The organism is Stenotrophomonas sp. YJH_SMC_29, assembly GCF_059371235.1.
Genome location: NZ_JCAFUK010000007.1, coordinates 157,127 through 178,082, shown reverse-complemented (window position 1 = coordinate 178,082; position 20,956 = coordinate 157,127). Strand labels below are relative to the sequence as shown.

General features: G+C 66.3%; 19 protein-coding genes and 1 pseudogene. 14 read left to right on the top strand and 6 right to left on the bottom strand.

Features of this window, described 5'->3' with window-relative positions; genetic code table 11:
- The first annotated feature begins 55 nt into the window (after positions 1-55).
- The 6 genes from AC5P9I_RS10145 (at position 56) to map (ending at position 5,012) form a co-directional block, all read left to right on the top strand.
- Positions 56-1,456, top strand: coding sequence for an aspartate aminotransferase family protein (locus tag AC5P9I_RS10145; RefSeq protein WP_130768599.1), 1,401 nt, complete (start codon positions 56-58; stop codon positions 1,454-1,456).
- Between the two features lie 28 nt (positions 1,457-1,484).
- Positions 1,485-2,549: a GNAT family N-acetyltransferase gene (locus AC5P9I_RS10140; protein ID WP_130768600.1), complete on the top strand. Its 1,065-nt coding sequence runs from the start codon at positions 1,485-1,487 to the stop codon at positions 2,547-2,549.
- Between the two features lie 3 nt (positions 2,550-2,552).
- Positions 2,553-3,437: an arginase family protein gene (locus tag AC5P9I_RS10135; RefSeq protein WP_130768601.1), complete on the top strand. Its 885-nt coding sequence runs from the start codon at positions 2,553-2,555 to the stop codon at positions 3,435-3,437.
- A gap of 141 nt (positions 3,438-3,578) precedes the next feature.
- Entirely contained in the window at positions 3,579-3,938 is a 360-nt protein-coding gene (locus AC5P9I_RS10130; RefSeq protein ID WP_049464885.1) for a bleomycin resistance protein, read from the top strand.
- Positions 3,939-4,006: 68 nt separating this feature from the next.
- Entirely contained in the window at positions 4,007-4,219 is a 213-nt protein-coding gene (locus AC5P9I_RS10125; RefSeq protein ID WP_019659200.1) for a ParD-like family protein, read from the top strand.
- Positions 4,220-4,229: 10 nt separating this feature from the next.
- The gene (gene map / locus AC5P9I_RS10120; protein WP_176422012.1) at positions 4,230-5,012 is read left to right on the top strand and encodes a type I methionyl aminopeptidase; all 783 of its coding nucleotides are present in this window, start codon (positions 4,230-4,232) and stop codon (positions 5,010-5,012) included.
- Here the strand turns inward: map and AC5P9I_RS10115 are convergent.
- On the bottom strand, positions 5,009-5,623 hold the full coding sequence (locus tag AC5P9I_RS10115) for a LysE/ArgO family amino acid transporter (protein WP_130768616.1): 615 nt from the start codon (positions 5,621-5,623) through the stop codon (positions 5,009-5,011). The genes map and AC5P9I_RS10115 overlap by 4 nt on opposite strands.
- 107 nt (positions 5,624-5,730) lie before the next feature.
- Between AC5P9I_RS10115 and AC5P9I_RS10110 the strand changes: the two genes are divergently transcribed.
- From AC5P9I_RS10110 to AC5P9I_RS10090, 5 genes are all read left to right on the top strand, one after another.
- Positions 5,731-6,624: a LysR family transcriptional regulator ArgP gene (locus AC5P9I_RS10110; protein WP_103282663.1), complete on the top strand. Its 894-nt coding sequence runs from the start codon at positions 5,731-5,733 to the stop codon at positions 6,622-6,624.
- A gap of 78 nt (positions 6,625-6,702) precedes the next feature.
- Positions 6,703-8,103 carry a TolC family protein gene (locus AC5P9I_RS10105; RefSeq protein WP_053462495.1) on the top strand — a complete coding sequence of 467 codons (1,401 nt, stop codon included), beginning with the start codon at positions 6,703-6,705 and terminating at the stop codon, positions 8,101-8,103.
- Positions 8,096-9,109: an HlyD family secretion protein gene (locus tag AC5P9I_RS10100; RefSeq protein WP_049464893.1), complete on the top strand. Its 1,014-nt coding sequence runs from the start codon at positions 8,096-8,098 to the stop codon at positions 9,107-9,109. The genes AC5P9I_RS10105 and AC5P9I_RS10100 overlap by 8 nt, the downstream gene beginning before the upstream one ends.
- Positions 9,094-10,281 (top strand): ABC transporter permease, encoded by a 1,188-nt coding sequence (locus AC5P9I_RS10095; RefSeq protein ID WP_049464894.1) that lies wholly within the window; start codon positions 9,094-9,096, stop codon positions 10,279-10,281. The genes AC5P9I_RS10100 and AC5P9I_RS10095 overlap by 16 nt, the downstream gene beginning before the upstream one ends.
- Complete coding sequence (locus AC5P9I_RS10090) at positions 10,278-11,399, top strand: ABC transporter permease (protein WP_049464896.1); 1,122 nt, start codon at positions 10,278-10,280, stop codon at positions 11,397-11,399. The genes AC5P9I_RS10095 and AC5P9I_RS10090 overlap by 4 nt, the downstream gene beginning before the upstream one ends.
- Before the next feature lie 51 nt (positions 11,400-11,450).
- Here AC5P9I_RS10090 and AC5P9I_RS10085 read toward each other — a convergent pair whose 3' ends face one another.
- The 3 genes from AC5P9I_RS10085 to AC5P9I_RS10075 all read right to left on the bottom strand — a co-directional run bounded on the left by AC5P9I_RS10085 (position 11,451) and on the right by AC5P9I_RS10075 (position 15,726).
- A complete protein-coding gene (locus AC5P9I_RS10085) occupies positions 11,451-13,061 on the bottom strand; it encodes a hypothetical protein (RefSeq protein WP_176422011.1) in 1,611 nt (536 codons plus the stop codon).
- Positions 12,970-13,338, bottom strand: coding sequence for a glycine zipper 2TM domain-containing protein (locus AC5P9I_RS10080; protein WP_049464899.1), 369 nt, complete (start codon positions 13,336-13,338; stop codon positions 12,970-12,972). The genes AC5P9I_RS10085 and AC5P9I_RS10080 overlap by 92 nt, the downstream gene beginning before the upstream one ends.
- 165 nt (positions 13,339-13,503) lie before the next feature.
- Positions 13,504-15,726, bottom strand: a complete 2,223-nt coding sequence (locus tag AC5P9I_RS10075) for a methyl-accepting chemotaxis protein (protein ID WP_049464916.1) — start codon at positions 15,724-15,726, stop codon at positions 13,504-13,506.
- 470 nt (positions 15,727-16,196) lie between these two features.
- Between AC5P9I_RS10075 and AC5P9I_RS10070 the strand changes: the two are divergent.
- Positions 16,197-16,400 (top strand): annotated as a pseudogene (locus AC5P9I_RS10070) (barstar family protein); the annotation flags it as partial.
- A gap of 285 nt (positions 16,401-16,685) precedes the next feature.
- Here AC5P9I_RS10070 and AC5P9I_RS10065 read toward each other — a convergent pair.
- On the bottom strand, positions 16,686-17,480 hold the full coding sequence (locus AC5P9I_RS10065; RefSeq protein WP_481527074.1) for a M15 family metallopeptidase: 795 nt from the start codon (positions 17,478-17,480) through the stop codon (positions 16,686-16,688).
- A gap of 260 nt (positions 17,481-17,740) precedes the next feature.
- Between AC5P9I_RS10065 and AC5P9I_RS10060 the strand changes: the two genes are divergently transcribed.
- Positions 17,741-19,813: a YadA-like family protein gene (locus AC5P9I_RS10060; RefSeq protein ID WP_481527075.1), complete on the top strand. Its 2,073-nt coding sequence runs from the start codon at positions 17,741-17,743 to the stop codon at positions 19,811-19,813.
- Between the two features lie 290 nt (positions 19,814-20,103).
- Positions 20,104-20,259, top strand: a complete 156-nt coding sequence (locus tag AC5P9I_RS10055) for a hypothetical protein (RefSeq protein ID WP_481527076.1) — start codon at positions 20,104-20,106, stop codon at positions 20,257-20,259.
- 63 nt (positions 20,260-20,322) lie between these two features.
- On the opposite strand, the gene AC5P9I_RS10050 is transcribed toward AC5P9I_RS10055, so the two are convergent.
- Positions 20,323-20,910 (bottom strand): ankyrin repeat domain-containing protein, encoded by a 588-nt coding sequence (locus tag AC5P9I_RS10050; RefSeq protein WP_481527077.1) that lies wholly within the window; start codon positions 20,908-20,910, stop codon positions 20,323-20,325.
- Positions 20,911-20,956 lie beyond the last annotated feature (46 nt).

The following is a 20,956-nucleotide window of genomic DNA, read 5'->3' as shown; positions in this document are numbered from 1 at the left end:
CCACGCACGCTCCCCTGTTGCGCCCTTCCGAACGTCCTCCACGGAACCGAACTGCATGAACATTTTTGACAAGAACGCCGACGCGGCTGCCTCCGATGCGCAGCTGCTGGCCGACGAAGCCCGCTACAGTTCCTTCGGCGATACCGTCCACTACGTCGACCCGCCGAAGATCTTCCAGCGCGGCGAAGGCAGCTACATGTTCGACGGTGCGGGCGTGCCCTACCTCGACCTGCAGATGTGGTACTCGGCCTGCAACTTCGGCTACAGCAACAAGCGCCTGAACGACGCCCTGAAGGACCAGATCGACACCCTGCCGCAGGTCGCCAGCCAGTACCTGCACCCGACCCGCGTGCAGCTGGCCAAGACCATTGCCGTGGACATGCACGAGAAGTTCGGCCTCGACGGCCGCGTGCACTTCAACGTCGGCGGCGCGCAGGCCATTGAGGACTCGCTGAAGATCGTGCGCAACGCGCGCGGCGGCAAGAGCCTGATGTTCGCCTTCGAGGGCGGCTACCACGGGCGCACCCTGGGTGCATCGTCGATCACCTCCAGCTACCGCTACCGCCGCCGCTACGGCCACTTCGGCGAGCGTGCGATGTTCATCCCGTTCCCGTACCCCTTCCGTCGCCCGAAGGGCATGACCCCGGACGAGTATTCCGACCACTGCGTGTGGCAGTTCGAGCGCCTGTTCGAAAGCGAGTACAACGGCGTGTGGGATCCCAAGGTCGGCCAGGCCGAGTACGCCGCGTTCTACGTCGAGCCGATCCAGGGCACCGGCGGCTACGTCATCCCGCCGCGCAACTTCTTCACCGGCCTCAAGCGCGTGCTGGACAAGTACGGCATCCTGATGGTGGTCGATGAGATCCAGATGGGCTTCTGGCGCACCGGCAAGCTGTGGTCGATCGAGCATTTCGGCGTGACCCCGGACGTGCTGGTGTTCGGCAAGGCGCTGACCAACGGCCTGAACCCGCTGTCGGGCCTGTGGGCGCGCGAGGAGCTGATCAACCCGACCGTATTCCCGCCGGGCTCCACCCACTCCACCTTCAACTCCAACCCGCTGGGCACCCGCCTGGGCCTGGAAGTGCTGAAGCTGGGCAAGGAAATGGATTACAAGCGCACCGTGCCGGAAAAGGGCGCCTACTTCCTCGACGGACTGCGTGGCCTGCAGAAGCGCCACCCGGAAATCGGCGACGTCGACGGCCTGGGCCTGGCCCTGCGCGCCGAGATCTGCCAGGCCGACGGCTACACCCCGAACAAGGAGCTGCTGGACCGCATGGTCGACATCGGCCTGGCCGGTGACCTGCTGCACGACGGCAAGCGCATGGGCCTCGTGCTCGATGTGGGTGGTTGGTACAAGAACGTGATCACCTTCGCGCCGTCGCTGGACATCAGCTACGAAGAGATCGACCTGGCCATCACCCTGCTCGACCAGGCGCTGACCAAGGCCAAGGGCTGAGGCCGGTGCGCCGCCGGTTCCCGTGCCGATGGAGATGACGTCACGCGCATCCAGCACCGCGCTGGAACCGGCCGCGCTGCTGGAGGGCTTCCTGGCCCACCCGCCGCTCGGATTCGAGGCAGGCCGCCTTCCCAGCGGCCTGCCGACCTTCCGTGCGCCGCTGGACCTGACCACCACGATGGACGACGGGCTGCGCGGCAGGCTGCTCGGCCTGCCGCTGTCGCGCCTGTGGCGGCCATGGATCACCTGGAAGACCCGTTTCGTCGGTGCCACCAGCACCGAGTACACCCCGTTGCCGGCGCACGTGGCGCCGGAGGCATTGGCCGAGGACGTGACGCGTCACGCGATCGGCGATGCGCGCCTGCTGGTGGTCAAGGACCTGGCGGTCGATTCGCCGCTGCTGGACGATGCCGCCAACGCCCACAGCAGCGCCTTCCTGCAGGCGCTGCTGGCACGGGGCTTCGTCGAGCTGGAAGGCATGCCACTGGCCTGGGTGGCGATCGATTTCGATTCGCTCAATGGCTATCTTGGCCGCCTGTCGTCCTCGCGCCGCAAGAACATCCGCCGCAAGCTGCGTTCGCGTGACGACCTGCAGGTCGACTGCATCGCCACCGGTGATCCGGCGCTGGCCGATCCGCGGCTGCAGGTTGAGCTGTACGCGCTGTACCTGGGCGTATACGCGCAGAGCGCGGTGCATTTCGACCAGCTCGACCTGCCCTATTTCCAGTACCTGCTGGCCGACAGCCAGGGCCAGGGACGGATGTTCCTGTACCGCCACCAGGGCCAGCTGATCGGCTGGAACCTGTGCTACGTGCATGCCGGCAAACTGGTGGACAAGTACATCGGCCTGGCCTATCCGCAGTCGCGCGAGCACAACCTGTACGCAGTCAGCTGGATGCACAACCTGGAGTACGCGCTGCAGCACGGCCTGAGCCACTACGTGGCCGGCTGGACCGACTCGCGGATCAAGGCCGAGCTGGGCGCCCGCTTCACTTCTACCCGGCACGCGATCCACGCACGCTCCCCGCTGCTGCGCGTTGCGCTGCGCAGGCTGGCGCCCTATCTGCAGGGCGAACCGGATGGAGGCGGTTGAACGATGCCGTTGCGTTCCCCGCTGATCCTGGACCTGGACGGTGGCGTGCTGCCGCTGCCCCAAGCGCAGACCCTGGCGCTGCCGCAGTGGCACGATCCACTGCGCTTCGCGTGCAGCAACGCCACCCTCGATCGTTTCGCCGCTGAAGTGCTGGCACCGCTGCCGGCCCAGCTCGGCACGGTGATGCTCGGCAGTGGTGATTTCCATCATCTCAGCCTGCCGCTGCTGCGCCGCATGCGCGCGCAGGCGCCGTTCCAGCTGGTGGTGCTGGACAACCATCCGGACAACATGCGTTTCCCGTTCGGCATGCACTGCGGTTCCTGGGTGAACGCGGCCAGCAAGCTGCCGCAGATCTCGCACGTCCATGTGCTGGGCATCACCTCCAGTGACATCGGCCTCGGCCACGCCTGGGAGAACCACTGGCGCCCGCTGATGGGCGGGCGCCTGACCTACTGGTGCATGGATGTGGACGTGGGCTGGGGCCATCGCCTCGGCATGGGCCACGCCTTCCGCCGTTTCGAGCATCCCGAGGCCCTGGTCGCCGCGTTCGCCGCCGAGCAGGCCAAGTCACCGCAGCCGACCTACCTGTCGATCGACAAGGATGTGTTCGCCGAGGACGTTGCCCGCAGCAACTGGGACCAGGGCCGCTTCCAGCTGGAACACGCGCTGGTGGTGATCGAAGCACTGCGCGCCGGTGGCCTGGTCGGCAGTGACATCACCGGCGAAGTGTCGCTGGCCCACTACCGCAGCCGCTTCAAGCGCTGGCTGTCCTCGCTGGATGGCCAGCCCGACATCCGTGCCGATGACCTGCCCGCGTGGCAGGCGCGGCACCAGCAGGTGAACCGCGAGCTGCTGGCGGCGATGGCTTCGGTGCCAACCGCCTGCTGACCGCGTCCGGTCGTGCCGGCCGCTGGCCAGCGTAGCTCCGGTAGTGCCGGCCGCTGGCCGGCAGCCTCGTTGTTCCCGGGCGCATGCGGATGCCGGCCAGCGGCCGGCACTACACTGGACTCCCGCCCCGGAGCCGCCGCGATGCCCCAGACCGTCATCCCGCAACTGCGCATGCGCCACGCCGATACCACCCTGCCGTTCTACGTGCAGGGACTGGGTTTCGTGGTCGACTGGGAACACCGCTTCGAACCAGGCTTCCCACTGTTCGCCCAGCTCACCCGCGACGGCCAGACGATCTTCCTCACCGAGCACAGCGGCGATTGTGAAGTCGGCGGCGCGGTGTACTTCATCGTCGAGGACGTAGACGCCCTGCACCGCGCCTTCAGCGCTGCCAACGTGCCGATCGAACAGCCGCCGCATGACACCGAATGGGGCAGCCGCGAGATGCGGCTGCGCGACCCCGACGGCAACCGCCTGCGCTTTGCCACCGACGTGGACTGAACGATGCGGCCTTGAGCTGGATATACGAAACATATACGATTCATATATTCACCCCTCCAGGACCGCCCATGGGCATCGTCAACATCGATGACACCCTGCACGACCAGCTGCGCCGTGCCTGCACCGTTTCCAGCCGCTCGATCAACGCCCAGGCCAACTTCTGGATCCGGGTCGGCATGCTGTGCGAAATGAACCCGACGCTGAGTTTCCAGGACATCGTCGCCAGTGAACTGCGCGCGGCCGGGGTGCAGCCGCCGCTGCTGGCGCCAGGTCAGGCCTGAGTCCATGGGCATCATCAAACGGCCGGAAGAAGTTGAGCTGATGGCCGAATCCGGGCGCCTGCTGGCGCAGGTGTTCGCCGCGCTCGACCGGTTGCCGCTGCAAGGACGCAGCACGATGGAGATCAACGACTTCGTCGAGCGCATGATCGTTGACGAGCTGCAGGCGCGGCCGGCCAGCAAGGGCCAGTACGGCTTCCCGTATGTGCTCAACACCTCGATCGACAACGTGGTCTGCCACGGCGTTCCCAGCACCACCGACGTGCTGCGCAACGGCCAGATCGTCAACCTCGACATCACCCTGGAGAAGAACGGCTACATCGCCGACTCCAGCACCACCTACCTGGTCGGTGAGGTCGACTACGCCGCGCGCAGGCTGGTGCAGGCTACCTACCAGGCGATGTGGAAAGGCATCGCCGCAGTGCGCCCCGGCGCGCGCCTGGGCGACATCGGCCACGCCATTGCCCGCCACGCGCGCAGCCACGGCTACAGCGTGGTGAAAGAGTACTGCGGCCATGGCATTGGCCAGGAGATGCACGAGGAACCGCAGGTCCTGCACTACGGCCATCCCAACACCGGCCTGGTGCTGGAAGAAGGCATGGTGTTCACCATCGAGCCGATGCTCAACCAGGGCAAGCCGGCCATCCGCCAGCAGCCGGACCAATGGCCGGTCTACACCCGCGACGGCAAGCTGTCGGCGCAGTTCGAACACACGGTGGCGGTAACCCGCAACGGCGTGCGCGTGCTGACCCTGCGCCCTGGCGAAGCGCCACTGTGCGCGGTGGACGCGGCCTAGAGCGGGCGCACCAGCAACAGTGTCGCCAGGCAGAACATGAAGACTGCCACGGCGGCATCCAGCACCCGCCAGGCACCTGGCCTGCGGAACACCGGCTGCAACAGTCGCGCGCCATAGCCCAGCGTGCAGAACCAGGCCACGCTGGCCAGGCACGCCCCGGCGCCGAAGGCCCAGCGCAGGTCACCCGGATAGCGCGTGGACAGGCTGCCCAGCAGCACCACGGTATCCAGGTAGACGTGCGGATTGAGCAGGGTGAAGGCCAGGCAGGTGAGCAGCACCTGGCGCGCACTGCCGGGCTGCGCCTCGGCCGCGGCCAGTACGCTGCCACCGCGCCACGCGCGCAGCCCGGCCTGCACGCCATACCAGAGCAGGAACGCCGCGCCACCGAAGCGCAGCACCTGCAGCAGCAGCGGCCACTGCAGCACCAGTGCGCCCATGCCGCCCACGCCGGCCAGGATCAACGCGATATCCGCGCCGGCGCAGGCCAGCACCACCCTGCCCACATGCCGCTGCTGCAGGCCCTGGCGCAGCACGAAGGCGTTCTGCGCACCGATGGCGATGATGAGGCCGGCGCCTGCGAACAGGCCGGCAGCGAAAGCGGTGATCCACATCAGGAACGGGCCAGGCAGCAGGAGGACGCGCAGGGTGCGGCCGATGGTCACCTTCAGGCAATCTTGTTTTTCTTTATCCTGTACAGAAAAACTGAAGAGGCGCCGGCGTGGACCTGGTACATCCGCAACTGTCCGCATTCGCTGCCGTGCTGGAAGAAGGCAGCTTCGAGGCTGCGGCACGCCGCCTGTCGATCAGCCCGTCGGCACTGTCGCAACGGATCAGGGCACTGGAAGACCGGCTCGGCCAAGTGCTGCTGGTGCGCCAGGCCCCGTGCCGGCCTACCGCCGCCGGTGAAGCGCTGCTGCGCCGCGTGCGACCGATGCAGGCACTGGAAGCCGAGGCCCTTGCCGAGCTGCTGCCCGAACGCGGCAGCGACGCCGGACGCAGGCCAATCCCTCTGGCGGTCAACGATGACTCACTCGATACATGGTTCGTGCCGGCCGTCGCCGACCTCCACCAGCGCCATGGCTACCTGTTCGACCTGCGCATGGACGACCAGGACCACACCCTGCAACTGCTGCGCGATGGCAGCGTGCTGGGTGCGGTCACTGCCGAAGGCCGGCCGGTGAAGGGCTGCAACGTGCACCCGCTGGGCGCCATGCGCTACCAGGCAATTGCTTCGCCCGCCTTCGCCCGCCGGTACTTCAGCGATGGCATGCAGGCCGCAACCCTGGCGCACGCACCGATGCTGGTGTTCAACCGCAAAGATGAACTGCAATGGCGCTTCGTGCGACGGCTGACCCGCGCCCGCCTGCAGCCGCCGCTACACTACCTGCCCTCCTCCACCGGCTTCGTCGAAGCCGCTGCGTGCGGACTCGGCTGGGGCATGGCCCCGGAAACCCTGGTCGCGCCCGCCGTGCGCGCCGGCCGCGTGGTGGTACTGGAACCCCGCCGCTGGCTCGATGTGCCACTGTACTGGCAGCATGCCGCCGTGCGCTCAAGCACGCTGCAGCACATCACCCAGGCGCTGCGCACTGCGGCCAGCGGCACCCTTCGTTGAGGACGAGACGATGACCGCAGACCCCGGCTTCACACCAGGCGCACTACCTTTTGCGCACTTCTTTACCACTGGGACGGCATGGGCGTGATCGGCCGACGTACAGGGACGCACCGCGCGAAGGCCGTGCTGGCGCTGGCAGCGTGCCTGCCATTCGCGGCACCCGCGCAGACGACCAGCGACGCACCGGCATTGGACTGGGAACAGGCACGGCAACGCCTGGAGCAGGTCTCCGATGCGTTGGCCGCTGCCGATGCCGCCGTGCGCAACAAGCAGGACCTGCAGGACGCCACCCGGCTGCTGCGCCTGCCGGAGATCACCGGCGAAGTGCGCCGCCTGCAGTTCCAGAAGACGCTCACCCTGCCGCTGGGCTCACTGGCGCCGGTGGCTGAAGCCTTCGGCATCGATTCGCCGCTGTCGTTCACCGAGCGCGACTGGCGCACCCGTCCAGTGGTCACCGCAGTGTTGCCGCTGTACACCGGCGGCGTGATCCCGGCCGCGCAGCGTGCGGCCAGTGCCGCCCACGAGCAGGCCAGCGCCGAGCGCGAAGCACAACGCCAATCGCTGACCGTGCAGCTGGCCCAGGCCTACTTCGGGCAGCGCCTGGCCGAGCAGGCGGTGGACGTGCGCCGCGATGTGCGCGATGGCCTCAACCGCCACCTGTCCGACGCAGAGAAGCTGGAACGCGAGGGTTTCGCCACCCGCGCCCAGCGCCTGCAGGCCACCGTGGCCCGCGACAAGGCCGAGCGTGAGTACCAGAAGACAGTGAACGACCTGGCCACGCTCAAGGCCGCACTGGCCACGCTGCTGCGCAGTGGCGGCGAGGTGCAGCCGGTGTCGCCGCTGTTCGTGCAGCGTGCGCCGCTGGAACCGGTTGCCAGCTTCGAGCGCACCGCGCAGGCACGGCAGCCACAGATCGCGCGCCTGCGGGCGATGGTGGCGCAGGCCGAACAGGGCGTGCGCGTGCAGCAGGCCAAGCTGAAGCCACAGATCTTCGCCTTCGGCCAGTACGACTTCCGCCGCCGCGACGAGATGCTGACCGATCCGGACTGGGCATTCGGCATCGGCCTGAAGTACACCTTCCTGTCGCCGAACTCGCGGCCGGCGCAGATCAGCGCCGCGCGTGCGCAGCAGGACCAGGCCGAAGCCGGCCTGCGCGAGGCCGAGAACCAGGTCGCACTGGGCGTGCGCAAGGCCTGGAACGAGCTGGAAACCGCACGCCAGCAGTACGTGCTGCTCGACAGCAGCATCGCCCAGGCGCAGGAAAACCTGCGCCTGCAGGAGCTGGCGTTCCGCGAAGGCCAGGCCACCTCGCTGGATGTGATCGACGCGCGGCTCGGCCTGGGCGGCGCCCGTGTCGAGCGCGCACAGGCCGCCTACCAATACGATATTGCGCTGGCACAGTTGCTGGAGGTCAGTGGACAGATGGACCGTTTCGAAGAGTTCCGGCGGCGTGCGGACGAGGTGATCGACCATGAGTGATGTGCTGCACGACGATGCGACGACGCCCCCGGGCAAGCGCCGGTTGGGACCGATCCTGGTGGTGGTGCTGCTGGTCGTGGTGGTGCTCGGCCTGTGGCTGGCCTGGCGCAGCCCTGGCGACCAGATCCAGGGCATGGCCGATGCGGACACGATCAACGTGGCCGCCAAGATCACCGCGCGCGTGGCCGAACTGAAGGTGCGCGAGGGCGACCGCGTGCAGGCCGGGCAGGTGCTGTTCCTGCTCGACAGCCCCGAAGTGGCCGCCAAGGAACAGCAGGCGCATGGCGCATTGGCCGCTGCGCAGGCAGTGGCCGACAAGGCCGACGAAGGCGCGCGCAGCGAAGACATCCGCGCCGCCGAAGCGAACTGGAGGCGCGCCGAAGCAGGCGCGACGCTGGCCGAAGCGACCTACCAGCGCGTGCAGAACCTGTTCAACGAAGGGGTGATGACCCGGCAGAAGCGTGATGAAGCGCAGGCCCAGGCCACCAGTTCGCGTGAGCTGGCCCGTGCCGCACGCGCGCAGTACGACATGGCCCTGGCCGGCGCGCGTGAGCAGGACAAGCGCGCCGCGCAGGGCCAGGTGCAGCAGGCCGAGGGCGCGGTGGCCGAAGTCAACGCCGCGCGTGTCGAAGTGGAAGGACGCGCGCCGGTGGCGGGCGAGATCAACAAGCGCATGGCCGACCCGGGCGAACTGGTGCCGGCCGGCTACCCGGTGTTCACCCTGGTCGACATCGACCGCATGTGGGTGGCGATGAACCTGCGCGAATCGCAGATGCAGGGCCTGAAGGTCGGCAGCAAGCTGAAAGGCAGCGTGCCCGCGCTCGGCCAGGACGGCGAGTTCGAGGTCTATTTCATCAACCCGGCTGGCGACTATGCGACCTGGCGTACCACCCGCCAGTCGTCCGGCTACGATGTCCGCAGCTTCGAGGTGCGGGTGCGCCCGGTACGCCGCATCGAGGGCTTCCGCCCTGGCATGAGCGTGCTGTTCGCATGGCCCCAGCACTGAGCCCCGGCCAGGCTGGCTTCTCCGCTTCCTGGCGGCGCGAGCTGCGGTCGCTGCGCAGCAACCGCGCCGACCTGATGCTGGTCACCCTGCTGCCGCTGCTGATGCTGGCGGTGATGGCATGGATGTTCACGCCCTCGGTGATGCGCGATATCCCGATCGCCGTGGTCGACCTCGACCACAGCGGTGACAGCCGCCTGCTGCTGCGCATGCTCGACGCCAGTCCCGGCGTGCGCGTCGCCAGCCAGCCGATCGATCTGGAAGAAGCACGTTCGCAGCTGCGCAGGCTGGACGTGTTCGCGATCGTGCTGGTGCCGCGCGATGTCACCCGGCAGGCGCTGCGTGGGCGCCAGGGCACGGTGTTTGCCTATTACAACGCTACCTACATGACCACCGGCCAGTCGGCGTCGCGCGACATCGGCGACGCGGTTTCCGCATGGAACGCACGCCTGCTGCGCGAGCGCATCGGCCTGCAGGTCGGCCCGGGCAAGCTGCGCGCGGCACCCATCGCGGTGCAGTCGGACATTCTGTACAACCCGGCGCGCAGCTACGAGCTGTTCCTGCTGCCGTTGATCTTCCCGGCGGTATTGTCGCTGGTACTGGCACTTGCGGTGGCCGGCAGCCTTGGACGCGAGATCCGCGACGGCACCCTGCCCGCCTGGCTGGGCCGCGCGCCGTGGGCGGCGATTGCCGGCAAGGTCGCGCCGTACATCCTGCTGTTCTCGGTGTATGGCGCGCTCGGCATCGGCTACCTGGCCTGGCTGCGTGGCGATGGCGTGGCGGGCAGCGTATTCCTGCTGCTGCTCGCACAGCCGCTGTTCTACCTGGCCACGGCCGCCTACGCATTGTTCTTCGTCGGCGTCACCCGCGACATGGGTACCGCGCTGTCGGCGGTCGGCCTCAGCATCGGCACCGCGCTGGCATTCTCCAGCGCCACCTTCCCGGTGCTCGACGGTCCCTTGTTCACCCGCGTCTGGCATCAGCTGCTGCCCCTCAGCGCCTACATCAAGCTGCAGACCCAGCAGCAGTTCATCGGTTCGCCGCTGCAGGTTTCGCTGGGGCCGTTGGCCACATTGCTGCTGATGGCGGGGGTCGCAGGTGGCATTGGCGGCCTGCGCCTGATCGCCTTTGCACGCACACCCGCCGCCGCACGACCCGCAGGGGCCGACGCATGAGCGCACTCTGGCGCAGCCTGCGGCAGACCTTGATGGCGGTGCTCTGCGACCGCTACGCGATCGTGGTGATGGTCGGTGCGGTGATCCTGTACTCGTTCTTCTATCCAGCCGCCTACCGGCACCAGGTGGCCGGCAACCTGCCGGTGCTGGTGGTGGACGAAGACCACAGCGCGACCAGCCGCGAGCTGCTGCGCAAGCTCGACGCACTGCGCGTCGCGCGCGTGGTCGGGCAACCGGCGGACGTCGACAGCGCACGCCGGCAGCTCGAAGCCGGCCATGCCGAAGGCATCGTCGTGATCCCGGCCAACCTGGAACGCGACATCCTGCGCGGCCATCCGGCCAAACTGGTATTGCTTGGCAACGGTGCCTACCTGGGCCGCGCCAGCTGGGTGCTGGGCAGCGTGGCTGATGCGCTGGGTGCGTTCGGGCGTGATGCCGTGGTCGGCCAGGCCGCCTTCATGGGTGCACCGCAGGCACCGCCGGTCACGCTTGTGCAGCGCCCGCTGTACAACACGCAGGAAGGCTATGGCAGCGCCATCGTACCCGGCGTGGCCGAACTGATCGTGCACCAGACGCTGCTGATGGGCATCGGCGTCCTGCTCGGCGGCCGCCGCCTTGCACTCGGCCGGCGCCTGCGCTTCGACCTGCCGACGCTGGCCGGCATGGCACTGGGCTTCGGCCTGATCGGCCTGTTCGGCCTGTTCTGGTATGCCGGTTTCACTGCCTGGGTGCAGGACTATCCACGCGGTGGCAACCCGCCGGGCCAGCTGCTGGGGGGCACGCTGTTCATCGCTGCCACCGTGGCCTTCGGCCTGTTCGTGGGCAGCTTCTTCCGCACCCGCGAGCGCGCCTTCCAGTACATCATCGCCACCTCGATCCCGCTGTTCTTCCTGGCCAACCTGTCATGGCCGGCGGTGATGACGCCGCAACCGCTGGTCTGGCTGGCACAGCTGCTGCCGACCACCTCGGGCATCAACTTGATGGTCCGCCTGAACCAGATGGACGCCCGCCTGGCCGACGTCAGCCACGAACTGATCACCCTCACCGTCCTGCTGCTGCTCTACGGCAGCCTCGCCACCTGGCGCCTCCTCGCCCGAAAAGGGGACGGAGGGGATTAAGTCGTAAGCGGCCTGTTCAAGCGGCGCGGCATGGCCGCATCGATCCAACGTTCAGGGGTCCGGGGCGTACCAGAACGGGATGCGGAACGTGCGACGCCGTCCGCCCCCGCGCTCGCCGCCTGTGGCATTCCACACCAGTTCCAGGTCATGGCGCCCGGGCGCGAGCCCCCGGGTAGGCAGATAGCCCACCAGGCCGCGCATATCCAGGTCACGCCGCTCCATGGGCACGAAGCCCTGCAGGTCGACCGGGGTGCCGTCCAGCTTGACCTGCCAGAGCCGGGAAAGGCACTCCACTGCGGCATTGGCGGCCTGTTGCCCCGCCGCCTCATTGCGCGCGTCCGGAAGTGCGGTGCAATGCTGGCGCGCCAGCGGATTGTCGCGTTGCGGGCGATGCGGAATGAACACGCGAAGCTGCGCACCGCTGATCGTGTCCGACGGGATCATCGGATACGGCAGCAGCTGGTCATGCGCCGAACGCATCGATTCGTAATGCGCACTCAGCATGCCGTGCTCAACCGCCGCTTCCGTGACGATCTGATAGCGGTTGAACAGCGAGAACTTCAACGACGCCATCACCTGCACGGCCGCCAGCAGCATCGCTACCAGCACCGCGAACAGGTAGGCCGCCATGAACGAACGCGAGCGCAGGTTGCTCTGCATGGTCAGCTGCATGGCCTGCATCAGGCGCAACAGCGGAACCCGTTGCAGTGCCGACAGCATGCCCTCCAGCAGTCGCTGCGGTCGTTCATGGGGCTGCCCGCGCGCGCGCCGCCGCGCCACGATCTTTTCCAGGATACCGGGGGTCACGGCCAGTGCCAGCATTGCGGCCAGCACGCTGCACAGGGCAAGCATGGCGACATGATCGGCGCCACCGGACAGCGCGCCGATCACCATCGACACACCGAGCGTCAGAACGGCCAACACCAGCGTGCCCGCCAATGTCTGCACCGCAAGCAGAGTGGTCGAGAACAGCATCGTCGCCAGCCGATCGGCACGTTCGATGCTGCCATCGAGGCCTCCATCCCGGGCCTGCAGGAAGGCGCGCGTGACCGCCCCCATTCTTGGCAGGCGCGCCCAGTCAATGCCATCGGGGAAGTGCGACCTGAGGCCGATCAGCCCGATCCAGTAGCCGCGCACCGTCAGGTGGATGATCAAGGCCACTGCCAGCACATAGCACATGCCAACACTGATGCTGAAACCGAACCAGAGCATCTGGAAGTACATGCCTTCGGTGTGCAGGCTGCTGCGCGCCCAGGCGTCGAACAGATAACCGGGCACGGCCAGCAGCGCGAACGCCAGCAGGCCCGAAATGAAGAGCTCCAGTTCATCAGTGCGATCACGCACGCGATGGGGATGGGCAGTCGCTTCCGGTATCGGGTCATGCCCGGCTAGCGGTGCCGGTTGGGGAGCTGGTGCCGATTCGTTCACTGGGCGTTCATCCGTTGAGTCGGCGCAGTATAGACACGACACTGGAGCCAGCGATACCGGTCCGAAACGACGAACGCCGGCACAGGGCCGGCGTTCAAGTACTGCGACGTGGAAGGGCTGAATGGTGTGTGACAGCAACCGATCAGCGATAGACGCGTTCGCAGCGGCGTTCGACCACGCGATCGCCGTTCTTCTGCTGCTGGTTGCCCTGGATCTGCCGACCCGCCGCACCACCGGCCACGGCGCCTGCCACGGTGGCGAGCTTCTTGCCATTGCCGCCGCCCACCTGGTTGCCCAGCAGGCCGCCGATCACTGCGCCGGTGGCCGTACCGGCGATACGGTTGGGATCGCGTGAGTTGCGCTGCACTTCCACGTTCTTGCAGACCACGCGGCTGCCGTCGTTGAAGCGGCGTCCTTCGTCGCGCGGCCCATAGGTCTGTGCGCCGGCCACCGACGATGCCGCCAGCAGGGTGCCCAGCACAAGCAATCGGGTCGAGGTCTTCATCGCCATCTCCTGAGTTCCGGTATGGCGCAAGTGTCCTCCCGGGCCTGGCAACCGGAGGTGAAATGCGCGTGCCGGGCAGCTCACCGGCCATCGCGCGTTCAGGAAAAAATCCGCGCCCATCACGATCAGCCATCGTGATGGGCGCCGTCTCCCTGATGGCAGGCTCCCCTGCTAGAACTCTTCCCAACCCCCTGCGTTGGCCGCCAGCGTCGGCTCGATGCGTGGCGCAAGCACCGCCGGCCTACGTACCGGCGTCACCTTCGCGGTGACCGCGGCCAGAACCGGGCGCGCCGCAGCGGCCGCCGTCGCCGCACCGGTGCGGAACACCGAAACCGCCTCGGCCAGCAGGTTGGCCTGCTCCTCCATGGAACGCGCCGCCGCGCTGGCTTCTTCCACCAGCGCCGCGTTCTGCTGCGTGGTCTCGTCCATCTGCACCACCGCCTGGTTGACCTGTTCGATGCCCGAGCTCTGCTCCTGCGATGCGGCAGAGATCTCGGCCATGATGTCGGTCACGCGCTGCACCGAGGCCACGATCTCGCCCATGGTGGTGCCAGCCTGGCGGACCAGCGCCGATCCATCGGCGACCTTGCCGACCGACTCCTCGATCAGGCCCTTGATCTCCTTGGCCGCGCCGGCCGAGCGCTGTGCCAGCGTGCGCACCTCACTGGCCACCACCGCAAAGCCCCTGCCCTGCTCGCCAGCACGCGCAGCCTCCACCGCCGCATTCAGGGCCAGGATGTTGGTCTGGAATGCAATGCCATCTATGACCGAGATGATCTCAGCGATCTTCTTCGACGAGGCTTCGATGGCCGACATCGTGGTGACCACCTGCCCGACCACTTCGCCGCCCTGCGAGGCGACACCGTGCGCGCCGATCGCGAGCTGGTTGGCCTGGCGTGCGTGTTCGGCGTTCTGTTTCACCGTGGAGGTCAGTTCCTCCATCGACGCAGCCGTCTCTTCCAGGTTCGCCGCCTGCTGCTCGGTGCGCCGTGACAGATCGGTGTTGCCCGAGGCAATCTCGCCTGCTGCCAGGTTGATGCTGGATGCGCTGGACTGGATGCGGCCTACAATCTGCGTGAGCTGATCGACGGTGGCGTTGCAGTCATCGCGCATGCGGGCGAACACACCGTGGAAGTCGCCCTGCATGCGCACGGTCAGGTCACCGCGCGAGATCGCCTGCAGCAGGGTCGACACCTGCAGCAGGTTCTCGTCGGTGGTCTGCATCAGGCGATTGAGCCCGGCCACCATGTCGCGGAAATCATAGGCGAAGCGATCTTCATCGCCGCGCAGGCTGAAGTCACCCGCCGCCGCTGCCGTCGCCAGCCGGCGGATCTCACCGTTGATCGCCGACAGGCTGGTCTTGGTCTCGTCCATGGCCTGTGTGATCGCCGCCTTCTCGCCCGGCAGCGCATCCATGTCCACCGACAGGTCGCCACGGGCGTAGTGCTTCATCACCTCGATCAGCCGGTTCTGCACCTGCACGTGCGAACCGACCAGCGCATTGGTCTCGTGCACCATGCGCCCGTAGTCGCCGGGGAAGGTACTCTCGTCCATGCGATAGCTGAGGCTGCCTGCATCGTGCTGGCGGGCCAGCTCGCCCTGCGCCGCCATCACCGACTGCAACTGCGCCTGCATGCGCTGCATGGACCTGAGCAGCTGCGTCACCTCATCGTTGCCGGACGCGTCGATGCTGTTGTCGAGCCGCCCATTGGCGATGCCGTCGGCCAGCTTCACCGCACCCTCCAGCGGGCGGGTCAGGCTGCGGGTGATGGCCCATGCGGCCAGCGAACCCAGTATCAGGCTCAGCACACCGAACACGATCGACAACGTGCCGGTCCAGGATTCGGTTGAACGGTATTCCTCGCGGCTGCGCTCGGTGAGTGCCTCCTGATGCCGCAGCAGGGCCGAGATGGCCTCGTTCCACGCGGTTGCCAGCCCTTGCTCGGCCAGCAGTTCCTTGGCCGCACCGTCGAAATCACCGACCTTCATGCGCTCATGCAGATGCTGGGTGGAGGCGTCTGTGGCCTTGCGTGCCGCGTCGATTTTCGCCACCAGGGTATCGCCGGTGGCATCGCGCGGGATCTTGATGTACCGGGCCCAGATACCGTCGTAGGTCTGCGACAGCTCCTGCGCCTTCTGATAATCCCTGTCGAAATCCTCGCCGCGCTTGATCACCATCAGCCGGCGGTGCATCAACACCGCGTTGTTGGTATCCAGCATGTCGTTCAACAGCCGCATCTTCACCATGTTGACGTCCACCACTTTCTCGAACTGGGCGGACTTCAGGTGATTTCCGTACAGCGCTAGGCCAACGATGGCCACGATGAACAGCAGCAGCAAACCAAACCCGGCGCCCAGCCGGGATCCTACTCGGAGGTTGCGTAAGGCGAGCATCTCAATTCCCTTGATCATGGCCGTACGATCGATGGCGGCGCAGCCAGGGGAAACTTTATGGGCCGATATTCTTATTTCGATCCAATAATATGAAACTGTGCGGACCGTTGTGAAGGTAGCGCACAAATAGACCCTACAGCCCAGCCCTTTATGACACCCCTTTTCCAGCAGAGGTTCACGCCACCCTGAGATTTATTTTTGCGGGTCGGAGACGGCGCACGGCAACCGGGTATCCAGCAGAAACTTCCGCAACGAAAAAGCCACCAGAGGCACGCGCCGCCCCATCTTCCGCCTCATGTATGAAAAATGGATTTTTCGCCACTACGGACGGTAGCCCCTTGCACTGCAATTCCGAATCGGTGTTACTCGGGAGTGTTCCTCTGATATCCATAGGGCTGATGCAGATGATTTACGGCGAAGCCGGGCATCCACGGACGTGTATCGCGATGGCGGTATGACGTCCGGCCGCCGATATCGCCCACCGCCGCACGGCACTGGGCATGGAGGCCACCTGCCAATGGCTGCAGGCAAAGCTGGACACACCGGGCAGCTTCAATACCCAGGCCATCGCCCGCCAGCTGCAGGCCCTGCAACAGGGCGAAGGCCCCACCTATTTCGAGATCGTCATGCAGATCATCGCCAGCCACCGGCAGATCACCCTGGTTCCCGCCTGACTGCGTGCCTCCCCACGGGCAATGGCCGCCAACCGCAGCGGCGCCCGCCGGCCCCAGCAGTTACCATGGACAGCCCTGTACCCGCTCCGCTGCCGCTGCCGCCCGGCGCGGCCGGATGCCCTGATCCACGAGTCCCATGTCCAAAGACAAGTCCGCCGAACATACCCCGCTGATGAAGCATCATTGGCGCATGTTCAGATAAAACTCTTATTTCCCCTGTTTTCTGCATTTTTCTAGGCCTTGCGAATAATCTGGAACTCCCGTCGCAACACCATCGCAACACAATCAAGCCCGCCACGGCGTCCTGAAATCGTTGCTCACCGGGCACTGCTGAGGCTCCTCGAACACGGGCATCGTCCACGACCACCACGCGCTCCAGCCCATCATCGAAGTGGACAGGTTCCACTCCAGCTGACTCCGGCACACGAAACCCTCGCACACCTCAACTGGTGTGATGGCCAGCGGTTCCAGGCCTGGCCAGAGCGGTGGCAAGGGCTCGGGCACCACGGCCGCCACCCTCACCTCCTGCACCACCCTATAAGAACGAATAGCCAGAAGGCAGGGCGCCCGCAGCTCGACGTGGGGCATGTCCTTGAAGTCGGTCCAAGCCCCACCCCACCGGAGCCCAGCCGCTTGGGCCAGCTCCCCATAGCGCTCGTAGCCTTGGCGAACGTGGTCGTTCTTGAGGTTCCAGCTGGGTCGCCCCCGCTTGTAGATGACCATGTCCGCGGCGAAGCCATGGTTGTGGCAACTGCGACCAGGGCCAACCTGGGTCACGCCCTTCTGGCTGGCCAGGAGTTCGGCCTGGCGTTCCTCCGACCGGTAGCCCTCGGCCAGGCGCAGGTCATAGCCCTCCTCTTTCATCTGCTGCTGAATCCGTTCCAGCTTGGCCCGAAGGTCAGGATGGACGCCGTCCCATTGCGGGGCGTCCTTGTGGCGGTGGAACAGCCGCTTGAACAGCCCCGGCTTTTTGCCGTGGACATCGGCGAGCGAGTCGGTGGGAACGTGGGCATGCGCCGGCACGGTGACAACGAAGAATAGGACAGACGCCAGCAGCGCCTTGATGAAGCATAAATACATGAGTAGGCCTCCTTACTCACAAGGGTCTACTCTTCATGCAAAAGGAAAATCGGAAACGCGCAAGACCCCTTGCCAATCCGAAATCCTTGTATAGAAAAGAAGTGGCAGGCCTTCTCCTTGCCTGCTGCTTCCCGGCCCGATGAGGTCTCCTGTCGGTCCCGTAGTCGGGTCGGGAAGCTCTTCTACCCCCCCCTTGCGCGTTTCCCGCTGCGTGTTACTCGTGAGTAGACACCCCTACTCGTATCGGAGGACTCGCCACCATGAAACGCTCTCTCATTCACATCGCGCTACTCGCCTGCCTGTTCTCGGGCACAGCGATGGCGCAAGTCCAGGTTGGCAACAACGCCAACGCGACCGCCCTCGAAACCACTGCTGTGGGCGACGGCGCCAATGCGGTCACGGACCTCTCCACGGCCATTGGTGCCCGAGCCCTCGCGGATGGCGGCACGATCGATGGCAACCCCTGTGTGGGGGCTACCGCGGTTGGCAACGAAGCCACTTCCCAGGGCTGCAGCACCACCTCGGTGGGCTACATGAGCCACGCGAACGGGCCGAGTGCAACCGCAGTGGGTGCGAGAGCAGAATCGACGGGCGTTAACTCTTCTGCCTTTGGCGCAGGCGCTTCCGCCTCGGACAGCGGGACCGCCATCGGCTCCAACACCTCCGTGTCCGGGACCTTCGGCGCCGCCATTGGGTCTGGCGCTGCAGCTGCCGGTGCTCGCGGCACAGCCATTGGAGCGATGTCGAAGGCAGACGCCGATGGTTGCGTTGCCCTGGGCGCCTCCAGTGAATGCACGAATTCGGATGAGGTCAGCGTTGGCAACGTGGGATATGGCATCTATCGCCGCGTGACGAATCTCGCCAACGGGATCAACGACACCGACGCTGCCTCGGTTGGCCAGCTGCGCACCATGGCCGGGGCCATCGGGGGCGGTGCGGGCTTCGTCAACGGAGTGTTCGTCCCGCCAACCATCACCTTGTCGAGCGGCAACACGCACACCAACGTGACCGCCGCCATCTACGACCTCGACGGCCGCCTCCATACCCTTGAGCAGAACCCGGGCGGCGGCGCGCAGGGTCCGGCCGGTCCTGCCGGTGCCAGCGCCTACCAGGTCGCCGTTTCCAATGGCTTCACGGGAACGGAAGCCGACTGGCTGGCCTCACTGAACGGCGACAAGGGCGATCGCGGCGATGTGGGCCCGCAAGGCCCTGCCGGCGCCAATGGTCAGGAAGGGCGTGACGGAGTGGATGGTCAAGAGGGTCCCCAAGGTCCCGCCGGGCAAGACGGGCGCGATGGCGTCGATGGCCAGGATGGACAGGGCACTGGGTCCAACCGCTACTTCCAGGCCAACGGGAACAACGACGGCTCAGACAACGCGCAAGTGGACGCTGACGGACTGGGCAGCGTTGCCGCAGGTCGATACGCGTCTGCGGAAGGAAGTGGCAGCATCGCCATCGGCGAGAACGCCGTCGCGAACCCCGACACCAACCCTGGGGACAATAACTCTGGTGCCATCGCCGTGGGTCGAAACGCCAACGCGCATGGCCCAGCCACAACTGCGATCGGTGAGGATGCGATTGCAGAGGGAACCTTCTCCACTGCCGTGGGCAAGCAAGCCACCGCGCGCAACGGAAGCCTGGCAGCCGGCGCCGGATCTTCGGCCACCGGTCACGTCAGCACCGCTGTGGGCCCGAACGCCCAGGCTTCCGGTCGCGCCTCGTCTGCCTTCGGCAACAACGCGCAGGCCCAGCAGGACAACGCTACTGCTGTCGGCTCTGCGACGGTTGCTCAGCGAAACGGCACCGCGGTGGGCGCTGGCTCGGCGGCTGGGGTGAATGGAACGGCTCTCGGTGTGAACGCCAGCGCCACGCACACCAACTCGGTGGCCATCGGCGCCAACACCCGCACCACGGGATCCAACCAGGTGGCTATGGGCTACCGGCAGGTGACCCAGGTGGCCGACGGCCGAGTAACGCAAGGCTCCACGGATGCCGTCAACGGTGGGCAACTGTGGAACCTCCAGCAATCGCTGGATGACCGGTGGATCGAGATTGATCGTCGCCTTGACCACACCGACAAGCGCATCAACGGCCTTGGTGCCCAGACTGCCGCGATGGCCCAGATGGCAGCGGCCGGTGGCCCTTACGGCCTGGCCGTTGGTGAAGTCGCCATCGGTGCCGGCGTCGGCTTCTACGGCAACGAAGCCGCCATCGCCGTGGGTTGGTCCACCCGCCTGACGGAACGCGTCAACGTCAGTGCCGGCGTGTCCTTCGGCAGCGGCAAGACCAAGCCCATGGGCGGGGTCGGGATTTCCATTCGTTTGGGTCGATAAAAAGGAGGTGATCCGTCTCGGCAGGGGCCCTTCGGGGCCCTTGATCGTGCCTGCTGGATTTTAATTGAATTGCTATAATTTACAAGCACTTACAGTTGCATTCCGGGCACGAGGGGCGTATAATCGGCCCCAACAATTTCGCAGAGGGGTGGGGGTTCAATTCCCTACCCATCACGATGGTCGTAGCGCCGATAGCCGCCATCGCCTTGGCTCTCACCAAGGGATGGTTCTTCAACCGAAACAGGAATGGTGACACCCGCAACAACAATGACAACACGAAGGAATACGTCATGAAGAAAGCAAACCGTTCAAGCAATACAGGTAATGGCAACAAGGGCAAGACATTCAAGAACGTTATAGGCGCCGTTCTGGATGTGATTTACAACACGACCGTTGGGATGGGAGCAGGGGCGCTCCTCCAGCAACACCAGGTCAGCGAACGGTGAGCCCCGCTCCCTGCTGACCCAAACGAAGAGCCCGGGCTGGTCCCGGGCTTTTCTTTTAAGCGTTTATAGCCGAGCTCGGGTCGCTGGCTCAGGAGGCGGCATCGCCCACGCTTGTGCCAAGCGCTCCGCCTTCTTGGACGCTCGCCAGGCTTGAAGCACTTCCAGCGTTTCCGAATCGTCGGCGAGGTCCATGGCGCCCTCGCCATCCTGGTTGAATGTTTCCAGGTCCGCGCCGTGCCCCAGGAGCAACTGGCACATGGACGGCTGGCCCGAGCGAGCCGCGGCCAGCAACGGCGCGTCCCCCGTCATTCCGTCGACGTCGTCCACGTCCGCCCCAGCCTCCAACAGCAATTCGGCCACCGCGAGCGAGCGACCCCAGACGGCGCGCATCAGCGGCGTGTCTCCGCCCTCCCTGCGCTCCAAGGGCAACGTCAGGGCATCCACTTCCGCGCCATTGGCCAGGAGCAATCGGCAGGCATCGAGGTGGCCCCCGAATGCGGCCAGGTGGAGCGCCGTCACCTGCTCAGCCATCTGGGACACCATGCCCTGATCGACCATCACATAGCGGCCAGGATCCATGCCTGTCTCCAGGAGTTGGCTCAGTTCGTCGGTGTCGCCCACGCGGGCCGCGCGCATCCATCGGTTGTCCATGGCTGTTCCATCTCGAGGTCGATAAGCCACGGTAGATCGCCACGGG